This window comes from Arthrobacter sp. CAN_A212 (assembly GCF_015752345.1).
GTDB lineage: Bacteria > Actinomycetota > Actinomycetes > Actinomycetales > Micrococcaceae > Arthrobacter_D.
Genome location: NZ_JADOUT010000008.1, coordinates 1 through 14,543, shown reverse-complemented (window position 1 = coordinate 14,543; position 14,543 = coordinate 1). Strand labels below are relative to the sequence as shown.

At 60.3% G+C, this 14,543-nt stretch carries 12 protein-coding genes and 1 pseudogene; 7 read left to right on the top strand and 6 right to left on the bottom strand.

The genetic code is table 11. The annotated features are described in order from the left end of the window. Window positions 1–62 precede the first annotated feature (62 nt). A complete protein-coding gene (gene ppgK, locus IWX64_RS07985) occupies window positions 63–902 on the top strand; it encodes a polyphosphate--glucose phosphotransferase (protein WP_196866608.1) in 840 nt (279 codons plus the stop codon). Between the two features lie 289 nt (window positions 903–1,191). On the opposite strand, the gene nrdR is transcribed toward ppgK, so the two are convergent. The 3 genes from nrdR to IWX64_RS07970 all read right to left on the bottom strand — a co-directional run bounded on the left by nrdR (window position 1,192) and on the right by IWX64_RS07970 (window position 4,361). Beyond that, a complete protein-coding gene (gene nrdR, locus IWX64_RS07980) occupies window positions 1,192–1,689 on the bottom strand; it encodes a transcriptional regulator NrdR (RefSeq protein ID WP_196866607.1) in 498 nt (165 codons plus the stop codon). Between the two features lie 97 nt (window positions 1,690–1,786). Continuing rightward, entirely contained in the window at window positions 1,787–3,163 is a 1,377-nt protein-coding gene (gene hisD, locus IWX64_RS07975) for a histidinol dehydrogenase (RefSeq protein WP_334683212.1), read from the bottom strand. Between the two features lie 97 nt (window positions 3,164–3,260). Beyond that, window positions 3,261–4,361 (bottom strand): D-TA family PLP-dependent enzyme, encoded by a 1,101-nt coding sequence (locus IWX64_RS07970; RefSeq protein WP_196866606.1) that lies wholly within the window; start codon window positions 4,359–4,361, stop codon window positions 3,261–3,263. A gap of 1,023 nt (window positions 4,362–5,384) precedes the next feature. Between IWX64_RS07970 and IWX64_RS07965 the strand changes: the two genes are divergently transcribed. The 4 genes from IWX64_RS07965 (at window position 5,385) to IWX64_RS07950 (ending at window position 8,577) form a co-directional block, all read left to right on the top strand. Then, complete coding sequence (locus IWX64_RS07965; protein WP_196866605.1) at window positions 5,385–6,509, top strand: TerC family protein; 1,125 nt, start codon at window positions 5,385–5,387, stop codon at window positions 6,507–6,509. Continuing rightward, the gene (locus tag IWX64_RS17000; protein WP_334683211.1) at window positions 6,506–7,378 is read left to right on the top strand and encodes a helix-turn-helix transcriptional regulator; all 873 of its coding nucleotides are present in this window, start codon (window positions 6,506–6,508) and stop codon (window positions 7,376–7,378) included. The genes IWX64_RS07965 and IWX64_RS17000 overlap by 4 nt, the downstream gene beginning before the upstream one ends. Before the next feature lie 162 nt (window positions 7,379–7,540). Continuing rightward, complete coding sequence (locus tag IWX64_RS07955; RefSeq protein ID WP_196866604.1) at window positions 7,541–8,125, top strand: dTMP kinase; 585 nt, start codon at window positions 7,541–7,543, stop codon at window positions 8,123–8,125. Beyond that, the gene (locus IWX64_RS07950) at window positions 8,122–8,577 is read left to right on the top strand and encodes a succinate dehydrogenase hydrophobic membrane anchor subunit (RefSeq protein WP_334683210.1); all 456 of its coding nucleotides are present in this window, start codon (window positions 8,122–8,124) and stop codon (window positions 8,575–8,577) included. Before IWX64_RS07955 ends, IWX64_RS07950 begins: the two co-directional genes overlap by 4 nt. Before the next feature lie 194 nt (window positions 8,578–8,771). Here the strand turns inward: IWX64_RS07950 and IWX64_RS07945 are convergent, their stop codons facing one another. After that, window positions 8,772–11,402: a cation-translocating P-type ATPase gene (locus tag IWX64_RS07945; protein ID WP_334683209.1), complete on the bottom strand. Its 2,631-nt coding sequence runs from the start codon at window positions 11,400–11,402 to the stop codon at window positions 8,772–8,774. Window positions 11,403–11,754: 352 nt separating this feature from the next. Between IWX64_RS07945 and IWX64_RS07940 the strand changes: the two genes are divergently transcribed. Continuing rightward, window positions 11,755–12,603, top strand: a complete 849-nt coding sequence (locus tag IWX64_RS07940) for a universal stress protein (protein WP_196866601.1) — start codon at window positions 11,755–11,757, stop codon at window positions 12,601–12,603. A 95-nt stretch (window positions 12,604–12,698) separates the two neighbouring features. Here the strand turns inward: IWX64_RS07940 and IWX64_RS17275 are convergent, their stop codons facing one another. Further along, window positions 12,699–12,950, bottom strand: a complete 252-nt coding sequence (locus IWX64_RS17275) for a PLD nuclease N-terminal domain-containing protein (RefSeq protein ID WP_442859044.1) — start codon at window positions 12,948–12,950, stop codon at window positions 12,699–12,701. Window positions 12,951–13,600: 650 nt separating this feature from the next. On the opposite strand from IWX64_RS17275, the pseudogene IWX64_RS17270 reads away from it, so the two are divergent. Then, window positions 13,601–13,741, top strand: a pseudogene (locus tag IWX64_RS17270) (tetratricopeptide repeat protein); the annotation flags it as partial. 11 nt (window positions 13,742–13,752) lie between these two features. Here the strand turns inward: IWX64_RS17270 and IWX64_RS07925 are convergent. Next, window positions 13,753–14,543 (bottom strand): IS3 family transposase (locus IWX64_RS07925; protein ID WP_196866598.1); only part of this gene is annotated, 791 nt, incomplete at its 5' end.

The window sequence follows — 14,543 nt, the reverse complement described above, 5'->3', positions numbered from 1 at the left end:
CCATCGGGTTCCAGCGGCACCCTGCTGCGCCGGCGACCCATGACCTACCCCTGGAGATAAACGTGGGCAAAAGTACCGAGAAGAAGCAGGGCAAGCACCTGCCCAACACCGTCATCGGAATTGATATCGGTGGGACCGGCATCAAGGGCGGCATTGTTGACCTGGTGGCTGGCGAGATCGTCGGTGAGCGTTACCGGGTCCCCACCCCTCAACCATCCACCCCGGAGGCGGTGGCCGAGGTGGTGTCGCACATCGTCGCGGAGCTCTCCACCCGGCCCAACGCACCGGCGGCCGACGTCCCGATCGGTGTCACCTTCCCCGCGATCATCCAGCATGGTATCGCCCGGTCGGCGGCCAACGTGGACCAGAGCTGGGTGAACACCGACGTTGACGGTCTGTTCAGCAAGGTTCTCGGCCGCGACGTTCACGTCATCAACGACGCTGACGCCGCTGGCCTCGCCGAAGTGCGGTACGGGGCTGGCAAGGGGATCGACGGCACGGTGTTGGTCATCACCCTGGGCACAGGGATCGGGTCCGCGTTCATTTTCGACGGGAAGCTGGTGCCCAACGCTGAACTTGGCCATCTGGAGATTGACGGGTACGACGCCGAAACCCGTGCTTCTGCGGTTGCCCGCGAACGCGATGGGATCGACTGGGACGAGTACGCGGTCCGTCTCCAGCGGTACTTCTCACACGTCGAGTTCCTGTTCTCGCCGGAACTGTTCATCATTGGCGGCGGTATCTCCAAGCGCAGCAAGGAATACCTGCCCGCGCTGAACCTGCGCACTCGCATCATCCCGGCCGAGCTGAAGAATCAGGCCGGCATCGTGGGTGCCGCCCTGCAGGCAGCCCTGCACTTCAAGCGGCTCGCGAAGCTGGCGACGGCCGTCCCCGATGCCTGATTCCCATGCCTGACCACCCCGGTGGGGTCCTGGTTCCCGCAACCTGATCTCCTCCACCGGGGTACAGGCGGGCTCCCGGCATCTGGGTGCACCATGCGGCGACCAAGGGTGCGGTGGATGTGCTGGCCTGTCGGCGTGGCGTCCCACATCACCGGGCAATCCTGCCAGTGAGCGGTGGGCGCTGACCCGCCACGAAATGCGGGGGTAGGCGCGGGGGCCTGGCATGGTGAAGAAGTGGTGCCGGTGGTGGCGTCGGCTTCCCCTCCGCAGCCACCACCGGAGCATGGTGTTACCGCGCGGTCAGCGGCCTTTGGGCGCCGGTGGGGCCGGACTGGTCCTCGCCGGCCTCGCGGCGCAGCTTCGCGATAGCCGACTCGAAGTCCTCGAGTGAGTCGAATCCCTGATACACGCTGGCAAACCGGAGGTAGGCCACCTGATCCAGCTTCTGCAGCGGACCAAGAATTGCCAGCCCTACCTCGTGGGCGTCGATTTCCGCGGCACCGCTGGCACGAATCGACTCCTCGACCTCCTGCGCCAGGAGGGCCAGATCGTCTTCGGTGACCGGCCTGCCCTGACAGGCCTTCCGGGCACCGTTGATGACCTTGCTGCGGCTGAAAGGCTCGCCGACACCGGAGCGTTTGATAACGCTCAGGCTCGTGGTCTCGACCGTGGTGAACCGCCGTCCGCACTCCGGGCACTGGCGACGGCGCCTGATGGCTGAACCGTCGTCAGCCAACCGGCTGTCGACCACCCGCGAATCGGCGTTACGGCAAAAGGGACAAAACATGCCGCGCCTTTCAATCGGTGGTGATCGGTAGCGGGGCCACCGTGTGCAATATCACCATTCTAGAACTAGATATGGGAAAACTACAACAGTGTCATTACTACATGTTGTGGTTTCGGCTGAACCGGACGGTGACGGCGTCGCCGTGGGCCGGGAGGTCCTCGGCGTCGGCCAGGCTGGTGATGTGCTGGCTGACTTCCGCCAAGGCTGCCCTGTCGTAGTTGATCACCTGGACCGCTTTGAGGAAGGTCGTCACGTTGAGCCCGGAGGCGAACGTCGCGGTCCCTCCGGTCGGCAGAACGTGGTTGGACCCGGCGCAATAGTCGCCCAGGCTGACCGGGCTGTACTCGCCCACGAAGACTGCTCCGGCGTTGCGGATCCGCGCGGCGACCCCGGCAGCATCAGCGGTCTGGATTTCCAGGTGTTCGGCAGCGTAGGCGTCGCAGACAGCGATGCCGTGTTCGACGTCGTCGACCAGGATGGTGCCGGACTGTTGCCCTGCCAATGCCTCCCGCACCCGCTCGGCGTGTTTGGTGGTCGCGATCTGCGCTGACAGCTGGATCCGGACCATGGAGGCCAGCTCTTCGGAGTCGGTGATCAGCACCGATGCGGCCTGCGGATCGTGTTCGGCCTGGCTGATGAGGTCGGCGGCAATCAGCCGGGGGTCGGCGTCGGCGTCGGCCAGGACGGCAATTTCGGTGGTCCCGGCCTCGGCGTCGATCCCAACCGTGCCTTTCAGCAGGCGTTTGGCGGTCGCCACAAAAATGTTTCCCGGACCGGTGACCACATCGACGCGTTCCAGGGTGTCCTCGGCGGTCTCACCGTCCACCCCATACGCGAACGCGGCCACTGCCTGCGCTCCCCCGATCGCGTACACCTCGGCGATGCCGAGCATCTCCGCGGCAGCGAGGATGACCGGGTGTGGCAGCCCACCGAATTCCTTCTGCGGTGGGGAAGCGATCGCGATTGACTGAACTCCGGCGGCCTGCGCGGGCACCACGTTCATCACCACCGAAGACGGGTAGACGGCCAGACCGCCCGGCACATAAAGGCCCACGCGGCGAACGGCAATCCATTTGTGGGTCACAACGGCGCCCGGGGAGATCTCCACCTCAACATCGCCCGGGACCTGCGCGGCAGCGAATCGGCGAGCGCGGTCGATGGATTCGGCCAGCGCCAGACGCACCTCCGGGTCAAGGTCAGCAAGGGCCCGTGACAGCGCCTCCCGCGGAACGCGCGGCGACGTCTGCTCAACGCCGTCGAACTTCAGCGCCAGCTCCCGCAGCGCGAGGAGGCCGCGCTCCCGGACATCGGCGAGGATCGCGGCGACCGGCGCCTCCACCCCGGAGCCACCCACCTCGGGACGTGGCATCACCTCGCTAAGGGCTGCGCCGGTGAGGTCGCTGCCGCGCAGATCGATGGTCCGGAAGTCGGTAAAGGAATCAGTCGGAGACTGTTGAGCGAGCGAATTGTTCACCCTGTGAGTCTACCGGGCTACGCCAGCGGAGACCTGGTCGCTTTGACGCCGCTCCTTGCCTCGTGGCCATCAGAACCAGTCTGAGCCCGCAGGATGGCTACTTGTTCTTGCCGCGGGCGTCGACCCTCCAGCGGGCAATAACTTTGTCACCACTGACAACGGTCGCCTCATCGACAAGGTTCATGGTCAGGCACACGTGGTTTGGGATCACCCGCAGACGTGTTCCCAGCGCTGGAAGCTCACTATCCTCTGGCCAGATCACCGTGGCGTGATGCTCCGATAGCGCACTGATGCGCGCTTCTGGATGGTCCATGAGACGCCCGAAACCCTTCGCCCACGCCGGACGGTCACTGCCGATGATCTTGCTTCCCGCATCCAGGACACATCGACGGGGTGCTGAACCCTGCCCCTCATGGCGGCTCACGACCGTCGCCGCGATCGTTAGCGCGATCTCGTCGAGGGTGCACCGTTCAAGTTCCAGCTGCTGAGCATCCCCGAAGACATACACACCCGGCCGCACCTCGTTTGCCACTGACCGGCCAGCGAGGGCCGCCGTGGGAGTGGATCCCCCGCTGATCCTGGAAATGTCGAATCCTGCACTGCGCAGAAGGCTGGCTGACTCGTCGAGAGCGACCTGTTCCTGCTCGGCTGCTTTTACCGGCATTCCCGGTGCATAGCTGTGCCCGGGGAAGGTAAAGACCCCGGACACCCGAAGACCTGCAGCAGTTGCCGACTGGGCCACCTCAACAGCGTGTAATGGGCTGACTCCGCTGCGATGGTGTCCACTATCGATCTCCACCAGGATCTCTATCTGTTCGGCCGCGCCGGAAAGCGCCGCGCCCATTGCTTGCGCGGCCTCCACCGAATCTGTGCCGACCGCAACCCGGGCCACGGAGCTGAGCTGGGCCAGCCTGCGAGCATGATGAGGTGTGATCCACAGGGGGTAGGCGATGAAGACATCCCTCGCACCATGTTGCACAAAGACCTCGGCCTCACCGATGGTCGCCACCGTTAGTCCGACCGCTCCCGCCGCGAGTTGCAATTTGGCAATTTCCGGCATCTTGTGGGTCTTCACATGGGGTCGAAGGTCCATTCCCTTGGCCCCCACGACGGTCGCCATTCGGTGAATGTTCTGTTCCAGAACGTCCCGGTCAATCAGGACCTCCGGGGTCTCAATTTCAGCTGGTACAGCACTCATTGTTCCTCTTCCTGGCACCGGCCCTGCGGCATTTCTTACCCCGGTTCCGAACGGATGCTGGTTTCGGATGATGGGCCATTGTCTGACCCGAAAGGTAGTCCGAGGCCCTCATCGCACTGGTAGTTACCCTTTCTGCATACTGCCGCAGCTTCGTGTGATTCCGCAGTAATGCTAGCCTCGAAGCCTCAGAGCATAATCAGCTGAAGAATGATGGGGTTACTGAATGGGATATGCAGGGATCGTTGGTATCTTATACATTCTGGTGGTAGCGATAATCGTAATACTGGCGGTCTATGCGTTAGTGCTATTGACAGTATTCCTTCGACTTCGTATCGAGGAAATCAAGACTGCACAGGGTGCCAGGCGAATAGATTAGTGGGTCAGTTCTCCTCCGCAGGGAGGGTGAGCCCGTGACGCTGGCCGCCCGCAGGTATTCATCCCTCACCGAACAGTCGACCAGATTCTATGAGCTAGCGTTCATCTTCTCAACGCAAGGTATGGCAACCACTATGTTCAGGACGGGCTCGGCCATATCGGCATAAAGCACGAGCTAGGCAGTGTCTTCTCGTTGGAGGAGATCAAAGCGGCAAAACACAGTGCGGCCAAGGTCATCAAATTCGCCTCGACCCTCGTGTGGCGCTCCTGGAACGGGCCCCACATGGAACAACTGCGGGCTAAGTTTCCCGAGTACACCAACAAGAATCTTTCAGCTGCTCTTGACCATGCCCACTTTCTCAATCGATAGCCAATCGCACCCCTTCGACGACGTATCAGGTTTTCCCACCATCGCCCCCTCCGATCGGATCCCGAAAGCCTATTCACTTGGGGTCTGAGTTCAAGTGCTTGATATTTTGGATCTGGCTGAACCTTGACCCTGATACATGAAGCATGTTTCACTTATTCTGTACACGGAGGGGAGTATCCCCTGATTGTCCCGTCGTCACTACGGCCCTTAGCGGCCCGGCGGGCAAGGCCTTTACTGGCCGGGAAAGACCTCCGATCGAATCGATCGGAGGATTTTTTATGGATGTCCCATTCTGGATGTGGGCCGCGGTGCTTAGCTTCATCGTGGTGATGCTCGCCGTTGACCTCTTGGCTCACCGCAAAGCTCATGTCATTGGCGTGCGGGAAGCGGCCGTCTGGTCCTGTGTGTGGGTGGCTTTCGGAGTCGCGTTCGGCGTGCTGGTGTGGATGAACTGGGGTGCCGAATTCGGCCAGCAGTATTTCGCCGGTTACCTCATCGAAAAGTCCCTCTCGGTAGACAATGTGTTCGTTTGGGCCATCATTTTCAGCTACTTCGCGGTCCCTCGGGAGTTCCAGCACCGGGTGTTGTTCCTAGGCGTGTTGGGAGCACTGGTATTCCGCGCTATTTTCATCGCCGCCGGCGCCGTCCTCATCCAGAACTTCGCCTGGATCCTGTACGTCTTTGCCGCCTTCCTGCTCTACACCGGGTATCGGATGATCCGGCAGCGAAATGACCACTTGAACCCCGAACAATCGCTGGTGCTGCGCGGGTTCCGCCGCTTCATACCGATGACCGAGGCGTACCACGGACAAAAGTTGCTGGTACGGCGTAACGGTGTACTCCTGGCCACCCCACTGTTGGCGGTGCTGGTGTTGATTGAGTTCACCGATGTGGTCTTTGCCGTCGACTCGATCCCGGCAATCTTCGCAGTGACCGACGAAGTGTTCCTTGTCTTCACCGCTAACGCCTTCGCGATTCTGGGCCTTCGCGCCATGTACTTTTTGTTGGCGGACCTGATACACCGATTCATCTACTTGAAAGTCGGATTGGCCCTGGTGCTCGTCTGGGTCGGAATCAAGATGCTCCTGAAGATCGATCTTTTTTACATCCCCACGGCTGTCTCGTTGGCCGTGGTTGCAACGATCATCACGGTTTCCGTCGTCGCCAGCCTGCGCGCTACCCGCGGTCAAGGACGCAAATCCATCCCCCAGCCCACGGACCCGCCCTTCCGGGTTGCCACCGACGAAGAGAACATCGAGCTGGAACCGGTATGGAAGCGTCGCCGGACCAAAGCGCACACCCGCCAGCAATCCGATGCCGCAGATACGGATGGTGAGAGTGAGACCAGGGGCGGCGTCGAAGCTGACCGCGAAGTGTCAACCAAGGACGGAGGTTCGCGATGAATACCATCGTCCTAACGCAACGTCGCCCCATTGTTGCCATCATCACTCATGAAACGGACGCAGCAATCGTGGCTCATACCGCAGTAGGGGTAGCTTCAGACCAGGACAGGCCACTACTTCTTTTAGTACCTATCCAGCGGCCGGCGTTTACCGCCGACCCGGCGATCGTGGCACGGATCTATCACCGGTTACTCCGCGAAGCGGAGATCCTGGCCGCCCAGGCACAACCAATCCTTGTAGCGGCAGGATTCATCACACCCACCCGCGTGGCGTGGCACGGCGCCAGGTCTTTCAGACGATCCCGACCAGCCCGAGCCACAGCCCTCACCCGCGCCGCACACCGGGCACGCGCGGCTGTCATCGTCACACCGATCAAACTACCCAGGGCGCTGACACGCGGGATGGAGGTGCTGTGTCTAACAAATGACGACACAGCACAAAGATCAGAAGAAGCTTCATCGACGTCCATAGAAAGGACCGCTGCAATGCCGCACACCAGTTCACCGGATTTAGCTGCCGAAAGCCCGGCTGTTGGAGGTGAAGGCCAAGTGGTTGCTCCCTTTCACCGTCCACCCTGGACGTTCCTGACGAACCACGGCCACGTTTTGATCACCGTGGCCAGGAACCCGGACATGTTAGTGCAAGACATCGCCGAGACGGTTGGGATCACCCCGCGGGGAACGCTTCACATCCTCGCGGACCTCGAGGAAAGCGGATACCTCAACCGCACCAAGTCTGGACGGCGGACCCACTACACAGTGAAAAGGCACCAACATTTTCGCCACCCCTCTATCGCGCACCAAGAGATTGATGCACTGCTGAACCTTCTCGCGCCCACCGACGGAGACTCCCGAAAGGAGACACCGTGAAGACCCGGAGCAAGGCGAAAACGGTGACCAGGACAACGAAAAAGACGATGACTAGCGGCCCTGAATCTGAATTAGCAGAGAGAGGCTACGTAAGGCGGCGGAAAACGATATGACGAACGAACACGATGTCACTTGGTACACCAGAGAGGGCAGCCAAAGACGATGATAATTGTGCTCACCGGGGTTGATGGTGCAGGGAAAACAACGGCAGGGAAACTACTTGCCGAACGACTCTCCTCGGCGGCCTATCCCGCGGTCTTCACCACCAACCGGTCCGGACGACGCAGCATCACCTCATGGTGCAACCGTTGGAACATTCACCCACCTGGGATACTGCTTGATGCGATAGAAACCGGTATACGCTGCGTAAACGTGGTTATCTCGCACTTACGCGCAAGGAGCAGTTCTCGGTTGGTCATTATGGACCGTTACCTTTACTGTCAGCTCGCGCTGAGGCGGGTACAAGGCATAAGCCCGGGCTGGTTGCTGCCTACACTTCTCAAATTTCTTCCCGCCCCAGATATTGTCTTCTATTTTGCTGTCCACGCCGACACCGCCCACGCCAGGGTGAGTAGCCGGGCCGCGGATACTGAAACACTCGAGCACCTCGATATGTTCGACAACGCCTACCGGGCACTTCAAGCATTTCCGTCCTTCATCGTCATCGACGCGAACCGTTTCCCCGAGCAAGTCGTAGACGACATTCTGCAAGAACTCGGGGTATGCGGTCTGGGACTACAACCATGAGCTCCTCCCACCGCACTCCCATCAGCTCCTACCGCCACCGACCGCTCGCAAGTAGCAACTTTGAACTCATGGCCTGGCTGTTCATGCGGTGGTCCGGTGCGCTGCTCCTGATCCTGATCTTCGTTCACCTCTTCGTCAACCTCGTTCTCGGCGACGGTATCCAACAAATTGACTTCGCCTTCGTCGCAGGGAAATGGGCCAACCCCTTCTGGCAGTGGTTCGACCTCATCATGCTTTGGCTCGCGATGCTTCACGGCACCAACGGCCTCCGCGTGATCATCAACGACTACACGGACGCAGCCCGAACGCGCCTCGTGCTGAAAACCCTCCTGGCCATCTGCACAGCAACCATCATCGTGCTCGGAACACTCGTCATCTTCACCTTCGACCCCTGCCCCACTAACGCTCCCGCAGAAACACTCCCCACGTTCTGCCCAGAAGCGACGAGCTGAGCATCAGATCAGCTACCGCAAAGGCTCAATAGCGACTGGTCCCTAGCCTCCCGAAGGAGGAACAGAATACGACTACCGAAGCTGATTCCCACGACGGATTGCTGAACGGGAATAGCCGCTGCCGACCATACAAAGACTCTCGCGTGACCCTTCAGCCGCCGGATCATCGTCGTCTCGAGGGTCCTTGACTCTGGTCAAAAAATTGGTGCGTCGTGTCTGTGTGCCCAGCGTCGGACGCCCTTTTCTGCCTCCACGATAACCAGCACCGTTGAGCCGACGCCGACACAGAGAAGCCATTCCCACAGATGCAAAGGCGTAAGCCCAAGAAGGTCTGCCGAGACCGGCCAGGTCTGGACGGCCCAGTGCAGTGTCTGGGCGGCCAGGGAGGTGAAAAGGAGAGGTTTGTTGGCGAGCAACCGAAGCTGGAAGATCGACTTGGTCTCAGCCCGGGAACTGTGGACCTGGAAGAAAGTGAGCACCACGAACATGGTCAGGGCAAACGTGCGCGCATGGGTCTCTGTATACCCATTGTGCAGAGCAACGACGAAAGTCAACGTCACAGCCAATGCCATCCAGCAGCCGGTGATTCCGGCCCGGAACCACAGCGTGCGCGAGAGTACGCCCTCGGATGGCGCGCGGGGCGGACGAGTAAGCTCATCACCTTCTGCCGGTTCGAAGGTCAGAGCGATGTCCTGTGCGCCATTCGTGACGACGTTCATCCATAACATCTGGACCGGCAGGAACAGCAGGGGCGTCTCAGCGAAGACGCTTAACGTCACTGCTACTAGAGCCGCGGCACCAGTGGAGAGGAGGAAAAAAGTAGTCTTACGGACGGCCGAGAACGTGACCCTACCTTCTTCCACGGCGTGCACAATCGTGACAAAGTTATCGTCGGTCAGCACGACGTCGGATGATTCTCGGGCGACGTCTGTTCCGGACTTACCCATCGCTACGCCAATGGCGGCCGCCTTCAGGGCTGGGGCATCGTTGACCCCATCACCCGTGACGGCAACGACTTTCCCCTTTGCCTGCAGCACACGCACTATTCTGAGCTTCTCCACAGGCGAAACCCGTGCTGCCACGGACGTCTGCTCCAGGCGAGCGGCAAGCATATGGTCATCTAGGGCCGCCATTTCGGCGCCGGTTAGTGCTGGCCTATCCGTCGAGAGGCCGAGCCTACCGGCGATGGCTGTCGCGGTCACAGGATGGTCTCCGGTAATCATCATGACCTTGATTCCGGCCCGCCTACATCTCCCTATGGCATCAGCTACTCCGGCGCGCGGCGGATCGGTCATTCCCTCCATACCCAAAAATGTCAGGCCGGTCGGTGGCAGCAGCGGTGAAGACAGTTCCTCGTTGTCGGCGAGCACCCGGGTTCCAGTAGCGATGACGCGTAATCCTTCGCGACCCATCGTCTCGTTCGCCGCATGGACTCGGTTCGGATCTAGAGGAGCTGTGCCATCGGGTGCCGCCATGTCAACAGCCCCATCCAGGACCGCTTCCGGGGACCCCTTCACGTACAGGACGCGACGCCCGTCAGCATCCTGTACGACGGTCTGCGAATAACGCAGATGAGGCTCATAGGGTTGATGAGCGGCCGGTTCGGCTATGCGCTCCGCTTCGCTGATAGCGGCCCGGACCACAGCAATCCGGGCCATCGCAGCGTCTACCGCATCGCCTGAGTATTCGAGGCCTTCGTCCTCGGCAGAGAGTGTCGCCTCATTTGTCAGCGCGCCGGCCCGCAGAACAGCGCGAACCAACGGCGGGTCCATTGATGCGCCGTCGCCCTCATCGCCGGAAACGTCCAAGATCCCGTCGAAAGTCCAGATCCTCTCCACGGTCAGGCGGTTTTCAGTGAGCGTCCCGGTTTTGTCCGAGCCAATGACATTTGTGGACCCCAACGTCTCAACAGCAGGAAGGGTACGCACGATCGCGTTCCGTCGAGCCATTCGTGACACCCCCAGGCTCAGGGCCACCGTCAGGACGATCGGCAAGGACTCGGGAATGCTAGCCACCGCCAACCCGACGGCGGTGCGGAACATTGTGGAGACATCATTGCCAAGCACCAGCCCAGCAATAAAAATGAAGACGATGGCAGCCAGGACGATCATCCCGATGCGCCGCTCCAAGCTGTGAGTAAGCAACTGCAGCGGTGATTTCCCGGTCGGCCCTTGAACAAGGGCATTGATCTCCCCCAACGCGGTTCCTGCCCCCGTCGCAATCACAACACCTCTGCCCCTGCCGTTCCCCACGAACGTTCCGCTAAATGCCACGTTCGATTTATCTGCATCGCCAATTTCTGCTGGCAAAGCAGCTGTTTGCTTAGACGACGCAAAAGACTCCCCCGTCAGCATCGACTCATCCACTTGTAAGCCATTGACCGCGAAGAGTCGCAGGTCGGCTGACACCCTTTCTCCGCTCTCCAACAGCACCACGTCGCCAAGAACGACGTCGCGCCCCGGAACCACTTGTTCGGCGCCATCTCTGAGTACCCGGCACGTCGGGCTAGACAACGATTGGAGTGCACGCACCGCATCCTCGGCTTTTCGCTCCTGAAAAAATCCCAAGCTTGCGTTGATGAATAAAATCAGGAAAATCGCGCTGGCGTCCACCCAGTGCTCCTGGACCAGAGTCACCACTGCAGCCACCAGCAGGATACCGATCAGCGGACTGATGAACTGGCGAAGAAGCACCCGCCACCAGGGGCTCACGTTGGCAAAGCTCAACTCATTCGCGCCCAGTTCCGCCAGTCGGCGAGCAGCTTCGGAACTGCCGAGCCCTTGCGGGCCCGAGGACAAACCCGCGAAAACCTCATCAGGACTCATCGCATGCCATAAGGGCGGCCTAACTGAGCTCGGCGCGGAGGCCGCGGACTTGGCTGCCATAGGCTCAGTCTTCTGGGACACCGACTATCCGACAAGGGACCTTGGGACCGAGTTCTGCAACTTACTTTTACAAGACAATGGGGTCCCAGTGCTGCCCGTACGGCGCACGTCGAAGCCTTTCCGCAATCGGGCCTTTCGGCTCTTTCCGCCTGCATTCGATCAAGCCACTATTGAAGGAGACCCGCTACCGCATAGGACTGATGATGAACGCGAGCTTTGCACCGTCCCTGGTGAGAGGAATTGGCGGTTCCAGACCTGGGACTAGCCACCTAACTCTTCCTATGGTGCCAACGTGAGCACCCACGACACACAGGGTAAGCCGATCGTTGTTGGCTTCGACGGGTCTGACACAGCAGAACGTGCAGTGTTGTGGGCTGCGCATCACGCCGCAGCGACCTGGCTTCCCCTCGTCGTCACGCACTGCTGGATGGGAATGTCTCATCCAACGGTCCTCAGCCCGATGATCGACGACGCCGACAGTGCCCGGCGGGTCGCAGCAGAAAGAATTGCTGCCAGAGGTCTGGACCTCGCCAAACAGGCCGAACCGAAAGTCAACACAAGCGTTAAGATAGTTGCTGGGCGCCCCTCTGAGGTGCTCACCAAGGCCTCCACGGACGCTTCGCTGCTTGTCACCGGCTCTCGAGGACTAGGCGGCTTTAAGGGTCTTCTCATCGGATCTGTCAGCCTTCACCTCGCATCCAGCGCCTCCTGCCCCGTTGCGGTTGTACGCACAGAACGACCTGCGAAAAGGGGAATCCTCGTCGCTATTGATGGCTCCACTCAAAGCGACAAGGCCCTCTTGTTCGCCGCGGATATGGCAAGAGCGCAGCATACCTCTTTGCGTCTTCTACATATCCGTCCCTACAGCCGATATGCCATCACTCGGCCACCAGTCCCGGAATCAAAAGACGACCCCATCATTCAGCGGGCACTCAAACTGCTGCCGGATGACGTCGATGTCACCATTGTCGAAGACGAACTAGCCGGACCCACTGTCCCAAGAAATGTCGTGCTTCACGCACGAGAAGCCGCCTGCGTTGTTCTCGGGGCAAAGGGACGCAACACCCTTCCTGTTCGTCTCGGATCTACCGTGCACGCCGTCTTGCACTATGCCCAAGGGACTACCGTCATCGTCCGCTAACGAACTAAAAACCGATCCCCACCGCAACACTCAGTGTTTGGATGGCCTTCGGGCAAGCCGAGCCAAAGTGGAGGACCGGTAAGTGGCAGCCTTCTCTAATAACGGGAGTTGACTAGAGATTCGTTTACTGAGGGCGCGCTGCGGTGCCCGACGAGGAACCAGACGACCGGGCCAAGGAAGGGTAAAACGAGCGCTGCCCACACCCAAACCGCTTTGATCCTGGTAGTGAGGTGCTGGGAACGAAGTATGTCGATAAGTGCCGTTACAAAGAGCGCCAGGGCCAGGATAGAGATTCCCAGCACGCTAAACTCCCAGGCATTCGGCACAAGAGGATTTGACCCCTCCATGGCAAGTGACAGCACCTAAAACCCCCATCTCGACAGCATCTTTCCAGTCGGAGCTTGAACATACCCAACTCGAACAATTGGATAGCAGCATACCGGGATGTCAGCGACTTCAAATCCCGACGATTCCTCGACATTCCTCGGCCGCTCGTTGATCATCCGGGCATACAGCAACTTCCAGGAAACCAAACGTGATTCCTTCAAAACAGATTGTGGTTGACCAGGTCGTGGAGAACCTACTGCCAGCGGAGCTGATAAGTGACCATCCGGCGTTCAAACATGGTGGGCTACCTGACGATTTATCCGCCGGTCATCCCGGAGCCATTACGGATTCCAGGGAATGGCTCCGCTGCCATAAACAGATCGATTTGGGAGTTCCCGGGCCACTGAGAGTGCTCTGGACTCCAGAAAAAGATTCGGCTCGGTGAACTGTCCGACGTGGACGATGTAGGTCTCTGCCTTGACGCTACGGGGATGGGGTTCGGACCATGACCGCGTGGCAAGCTGTCACAATGACTAATGCCAACTGGGAGCAAACAATCAGGCGATTCTACGAGCAGGAATTCGACGATTCCGACACGCATGGCTCTATCGCGAGAATGCGTGAACTCGTATCAGGGCGTCCAGAAGGTGACGCCTAGGCGTTATTTGAGTTAGCCGGCGTGCACGACGCTCTTGGGCTCGAGGGCAAAGCGATCCCGCTCTACAGGCGAGCCATCGAAACCGGTCTCAAGGGTACAAGTGCACTTCGTGCGACTATCCAGCTCGCGAGTACCTGGTTGGGCCCCCGTTAGCAGTCCAGCGGCTATGCGATAGCTAATTGGTTCTCTGCGGTCCAGCGTTCCCAGTGTCTTGACGGTGTCAGTCCGTCGAGGGATCCGTGGGGCCGTTCATTATTGTAGATCTCTTTCCATTCGTCGGCCAAGTATTTCGCCTCGGCCATCGTGTCCATGATTTCTCCGGCGAGTTGTTCCCTCCTGAATTGGGCGTTGAATGATTCGGCGAATCCGTTCTGCCAGGGCGATCCCGGGTCGATGAACGCGGTATCGACTCCGGCGGTGGCACACCAGTCGATCAGCGCGGCGGCGGTGAACTCCGGACCATTGTCCGAGCGCACATAGGTCGGCACGATGCCGGTTTCGGCGATGATGTCCTCCAGCACTGCGACCACATCGGTCGCAGTGAAGGACCGTCTCGGGATGATGGCCAGGGCGGTGCGGGTGTATTCATCGATGACGTTGAAGAACCGGATATGCCGACCGCAGGAAGTCACGTCGGATTGGAAGTCGAAGCTGACCACGTGCATCGGGTACTCGGCCCGCAGGCGCTTGTGCTCGCCGGCGCCGGGACCGGTGCGGCGCTTCTTGCGCGCCTTGGGCTTGCACGTGAGTCCTTCGGCCCGCCAGAGCCGGCGGACGCGCTTCTTGTTCAGCGCCACGCCGTCCCACTGCGGTTGCTCGAGCAGGCGCCAGCGCGCCTTGCGCCAACCCCACGCCGGATACTTGCCGGCAACGGCGCGCAGATCAGAGCGCAACTGTGCCTCTTCAAAGCTGACCACGGGTCGGCCTTTGCGCAGCGCTGACCGGTTCTGCCCCA

What these genes read in the sequence shown, in the direction of transcription:
- nrdR (WP_196866607.1), bottom strand. Translation starts at nt 1,689, where the DNA reads ATGTTTTGTCCCTTTTGCCGTAACGCCGATTCGCGGGTGGTCGACAGC.
- IWX64_RS07970 (WP_196866606.1), bottom strand. Translation starts at nt 4,361, where the DNA reads ATGAGTGCTGTACCAGCTGAAATTGAGACCCCGGAGGTCCTGATTGAC.
- IWX64_RS07965 (WP_196866605.1), top strand. Translation starts at nt 5,385, where the DNA reads ATGGATGTCCCATTCTGGATGTGGGCCGCGGTGCTTAGCTTCATCGTG.
- IWX64_RS17000 (WP_334683211.1), top strand. Translation starts at nt 6,506, where the DNA reads ATGAATACCATCGTCCTAACGCAACGTCGCCCCATTGTTGCCATCATC.
- IWX64_RS07955 (WP_196866604.1), top strand. Translation starts at nt 7,541, where the DNA reads ATGATAATTGTGCTCACCGGGGTTGATGGTGCAGGGAAAACAACGGCA.
- IWX64_RS07950 (WP_334683210.1), top strand. Translation starts at nt 8,122, where the DNA reads ATGAGCTCCTCCCACCGCACTCCCATCAGCTCCTACCGCCACCGACCG.
- IWX64_RS07945 (WP_334683209.1), bottom strand. Translation starts at nt 11,402, where the DNA reads ATGAGTCCTGATGAGGTTTTCGCGGGTTTGTCCTCGGGCCCGCAAGGG.
- IWX64_RS17275 (WP_442859044.1), bottom strand. Translation starts at nt 12,950, where the DNA reads ATGGAGGGGTCAAATCCTCTTGTGCCGAATGCCTGGGAGTTTAGCGTG.